This window comes from Psittacicella hinzii (assembly GCF_003585935.1).
GTDB classification, from domain to species: Bacteria; Pseudomonadota; Gammaproteobacteria; order Enterobacterales; family Psittacicellaceae; genus Psittacicella; species Psittacicella hinzii.
This window is the reverse complement of the sequence record NZ_NRJG01000138.1, coordinates 1-5122: the sequence shown is the minus strand read 5'-3', so window position 1 is coordinate 5122 and position 5122 is coordinate 1. Positions and strand designations below refer to the sequence as shown.

Below are 5122 nucleotides of genomic sequence, written 5' to 3'. Positions count from 1 at the left end.
AATCTTAGAGTTAATCTTAGCGTAATGATTGAGCGTAATGATTATTTACTCTCTTCATTTCAGTTAATTTAAGATGATTAACTTCAGATAATCGACTTTAAGCCCCAGCTTTCGCTGGGGCTTAAAGTTTGTCTAAAATTTTGCGCCAAAGAAAAGGATCGAATCCGCAGATCCGATCCCTCATAAGCTAAGTTGTTTGTAACCTCTGGTTACATCCTTAATTTCAGTTTAGCATAAGAAAATTAACAGGTGTAAAAAACTTTTTACTTTTTCTTGCTAATTCTTTTTGCTCCTGTATTAAGGCTTTAACTTGGCTTCTTACCTTAATTTAAGGCATTCTTCTGAATACAATATTTACGCTTACAGTGCGTAGTCTAAAGTCAGACCTACACGTTTTTGTTGCCAGTCTGAAGCTTTTTCATAGTTACCACTTAAGCGGATTTTTAAAGCATCCGTAAGGTTAATCGCATAGCCTAAAGAAAGACGTGCTAGGAAATCGCTCTTAAATACCTGTCCTACATTATTACCGTCACGTAATTTAATGCGCTCTTTTGAACCTAAAAGTTTAGTTTCAAAACCTAGTGAAGCATCTACGCGTGATGCTAAACCAAAGGTTGTGAAAGCAGCATAACCACGTAATTGGATTTGACCGAACATTTTGTAGTTATTACGTGATTGTACATCTAGAGACACGTATTTAGAAGTATCATTTTGCGCATGCTCTTTAAAGCCTTTTTGGTGCTTAAAGACATTAGTAATGCCACCTTCAAGGATTAAACCATTACCATACTCTAAACCATTACCTGCTAATAAATAACCAGCACGTAAATCAAGACCTAAAGATGTACTACTAAAGTTAGCTCTTTGGTCTGCATCAGTTAGCGTGGTACGTGTTACTTCATATTTATGGTAGTTACCAAATAGAGTAGCTCCAATAAATGAATTCTTGTATGAAGCACCAAGACTCACCATTGCTCCGTAGGTTTTAACATCAGCATAGCCGGCAGTGTAATTACGATCTACGTAATCATTACCTTCTGCCCATTTACCCCAACCTGAGTAAACAGCTAGACCTAGATTGTAATCACCAATTAAACGCGTGTGGAAACCTGCAGTTTCACTATTACCGTTGTAACGACCTTTAATTGCTGTGCTTGAACGTTCCCAATCATTACGTGCATAATCATATTTCACATAAGTGTGGAAACTATTATCATCGCTAGTAAAGCGATTTAATACGGTTGAAGCAAAGTCTAAAACACGACTACGCGTTTCTTGCTCTACAGCTTGTTGTACGTTGTTGTACAGTGTACCAGCCGTACGTAACATTAAAGCATTAACTTGCGCAGTGTTCATGCTTTGAATTAAAGCAGCAGCTGCAGCAACTGAAGCATCAGTTGCAGTTAGAGTCACACCACTTGCAGCGCTTGTAGAGCTTGCAGTACTTGCTGTAGCACCAGTTACAGCAGTCGTGCTCGTAGTTAAGGCAGAACTATCAGTACTAGTTAAGTTTACTGTACTATTAGTTGTATTAGTACTTAAGCTTGCATTAGTTGTACTATTAAAGCTTGTTGTATTAGCGTTAACTTGTACATTGGTTAAGCTTGTAGCACTTACGTCAGCCGTAGTTAAAGCATTAGTTGAAGCTGTACTTGTTGCTGTACTATCTGTGCTTGTTAAGCTAATAAGTGTAGTATCACTTGTGCCTGTATCTACAGCACTAGTTAAGCTTACTTCAGTTTTAGCACTACCAACCGCAACCGAACTTAAATCTTGGTTACCGTAGTAAGAAGAGGTTAAAGCAGGAGTTTCTTCGCTTGAAGTGATAATTGCTTCACCATTAGTTGCAACTTGGCTAGTTGCATAAGCATTAGCTGCGGCAAAGAGTTTATCTAACTGTTGTGCCCCTACAGTCGCTACACTAATATCTGCTGAAGTTAAAGAAGTTGTAGTTGCGGCATAACTAGTTGCACTTGAAGCTTTAATGCTTACAACTACTGACGTGCTGTTTTGGTAAAGGCTATAGTTTACTAAAGCCGAACCAGAGTAATCTGAATAAATATTACTAAAGTTACCTGATAAGTTATTAGCAGTTAATACTGTAACTTGGGTTGTTCTATTAGTTTTTACGTACGAACCTGTATTTACTAAAGCTAAAGTACCATTAACCTTAGCCGAACCTTTAACTGTAGCACCTTTACTTAGATCTACAGCTAGAGTTGCGTTTTCTTTATTAACTAAATCACCTGTAACAGTTACATTACTTAATTGGGTGTAACCGTTGTTAGTTAGGTTAGCTACTTTAGCGTTATAAGCATAAAGCGCACCTTTACTGTTTACGCTAATGTTTGAGGCTAAGCTTACGCTATTGTTACCTGTAGCTGTACTTGAAATACCTGCTGAATATTTATCTTGCAGGATTAAAGCACCACTGTTAACTACCGTATTACCAGTATAAGTATTGTTGCTACCAGTTAATACTAATTGGTCGTAAGTAGATGCACCATATACGTATAAACCATTACCACCAGTAATGTTGTTATTGAAATAGTAACGTTTTTTCGTATTGCTCAGGTTAGCTTTAAAATCACCAAAGACAAAAGCCGCCGGACCATTTAATGCCATACCCGCATCAACAATCCCCCAACCAAACACTTCATCAACCCCAGCTTCACCTACGTCGTAAGCGGTAGTTAAAAGAGTAGTTTTTAGTTGTTTAGCAGTCATCCAGTCAAACTGTTGTTTAACCATAGCAGCGATAGCAGTTACTTGTGGAGCTGCGGCAGAAGTACCATTAAAATCTTTTGATCCACTAGTTGTATAAGCGGCAATTTTATAGTTAAATGCAGCGGCAATACAACTCCATTTAGCAACCCCACAGTTAGTTGCTCTACTTAAAGAGCTCGCACCAGAAGCATAACCTGAAATAATATCGTTAGTTGTAAATGAAGTAGTTGAGCTCTTAGTTACATTAGTATCTAAGGTAGTACCACCGATGGTATTTTTAGTGGTATTTACAGTCGCACCAATATCGTTGTTTGGGTTATAGCTATAACCTGTTACGGCAATAATAGCATTAGATACATTAGCATTAGTATCTAGTAATTTAGCTAAAGATGAGTTTGAACCTAAAGATTGACCGTAATTTAAATCAGACCATTGACTAGATGAAGCTATTGATGGATCTGCTTGATATTGAACAGTTAACCATTCTGTCGCATTTAAGTTACCTGTACTAAAGACGAATAATGGAGTATCACTTTTAGCGGTAATATTCACTAAACCTGCTTGTGCAGAAGCAAAACCAGTACCACTTTCATTAGCGTCACCGATAATGTAAGCGTTACTAACTACAGCAGGTTTAGCAGTGTTATATATAGTTTTATATACATCACCTAAACCACCAACAGCAACTCCATTAGTTAATTGCGTATAGTAAAGATTTACATCTGGAGTTAAACCCGCATAACTCGACGAACGATTAGCGGCAATAATTAAACCAACTTTTGTTCCGTGGTCTTCCTCTAAACCTAAGATTTTACGCGAATTAGCATCTGTGTAAGCAATACTTGCTGGTAAAGCAATTTCGGTAGGAATCTTTTTAAAGCCTGCATGGCTAGCATTAAACGTACCATCAATCATGACTACAGAAACGCCAGAACCATTAAAATTCTGCTCACTCTTAGACAGAGTAGCCGTTTTATTCATTTTAGTGGTTGAAGCGCTTGAAATCGGTAAGTAGTAACCTGCAGTATTTTTAAAACCTAATACCGGTAGTAAACCTTGAATATATAAGGTATTGTAGTTATAACCTACTTTAGTAGTACCAATAGTCGTGGTTGGCCAGTAAGTTAAGGTTAAATTACTACTTGCAGCACGCTCGTAATCATAAGCTTTTTTATTGGCTGTTTGCGCATTAGTAAATGCGGTATTTGCCACGCGATTTAGAGCAGTACTTTGTCCGAAATAGGTTGAAGTTGCTGAAGAAGCACTTGCATTTACGTCAGAACTTGTCGACCCAGTAGTTGTGCTAGTTACAGTACTCGTACTTGTTAGAGTTAAAGCCGAACCTGAAGCACTTGCCGAAGAATAAGATGAACCGCCAGAGCCGCCACCGCCGCCACAAGCAGTTAACACACTAGCAGAAAAAATCGCTGCTATAGAAGCATTTAACCGGTTTAGTTTAGGAAAACGCATATAACTATCTCTATCAGGATGAAACCAAGCACACCACGAGCAAACCACAAGCAAACCCATAAAGGTCAGAACAATGTATGGTAATCATGGTTACTTAGTTTCAATAAGGTATAAAAAGCGCAAAAACTTACGAGTGATTGTACAAATAATACTGTTACACAAGTACCTATAGTGGCACAAGTGATCTATAATTGCACAAGTAATCAAAAGGTACAAGTCATACCCACAAGATGTTTTTTAGTCTGATTTACATATTTCTTATCAGAGCATAAGATGGAAATAGCGTAAAACTCAAAAGCATAAAAGATTTTAGTTTTACGTTTAAAGTAGTTGATAAATATTGCTACTGACGCGAAAGCTTGATTACTTGCTTGTACAATCCAAAGCTATTTGTCGCTTTGGGCTTTTACCTTAAGTGTTTCATATACTAATCTCTTAGCTTGCCAAAGCTAAGAGCAAAAAAAGAAAATCTTGAATTTGCAGTCATGCCAAATGACTATGAGGTTTTCTTTAACTAGAGACAAGTCAAGCTTGTAGTAAACAAAAACCTGTTTACATTTTACAATTTCTGCGGACAATACTCTATTTAAAGTTAAAATTTAGAGACTATTCAAATTCTATTCTGAAAGAATCTATCAAAAGCTACTTTTTAGCAGGAGAATACTCATTTTTTCTGGCTAGGTATTACAAAGTTAAGCTTATTATCTCTATGTTTTTTAATGTTAAAGTTTATTTCTATATACCTTAATATGAATATATCCAAAGGCATACAAATATAAGATTTTACCTTCTGATTATTAATGGTTAATCTCCTTTAAGCAAAAAGAATTGCCATCATTTCTCTCTCTGTTAGATTACTCATGAACAAGAGCATCGTATAGATTCGCGTCTCGCAAAAGGCTAAAAAAATCTTTAGCTCTTTATT

At 36.8% G+C, this 5122-nt stretch carries 1 protein-coding gene; it reads right to left on the bottom strand.

Translation table 11 applies throughout. The features are described from left to right. Nucleotides 1-360: 360 nt before the first annotated feature. Nucleotides 361-4197 (bottom strand): S8 family serine peptidase, encoded by a 3837-nt coding sequence (locus tag CKF58_RS06815; RefSeq protein WP_222987754.1) that lies wholly within the window; start codon nt 4195-4197, stop codon nt 361-363. Between the last annotated feature and the right edge of the window lie 925 nt (nt 4198-5122).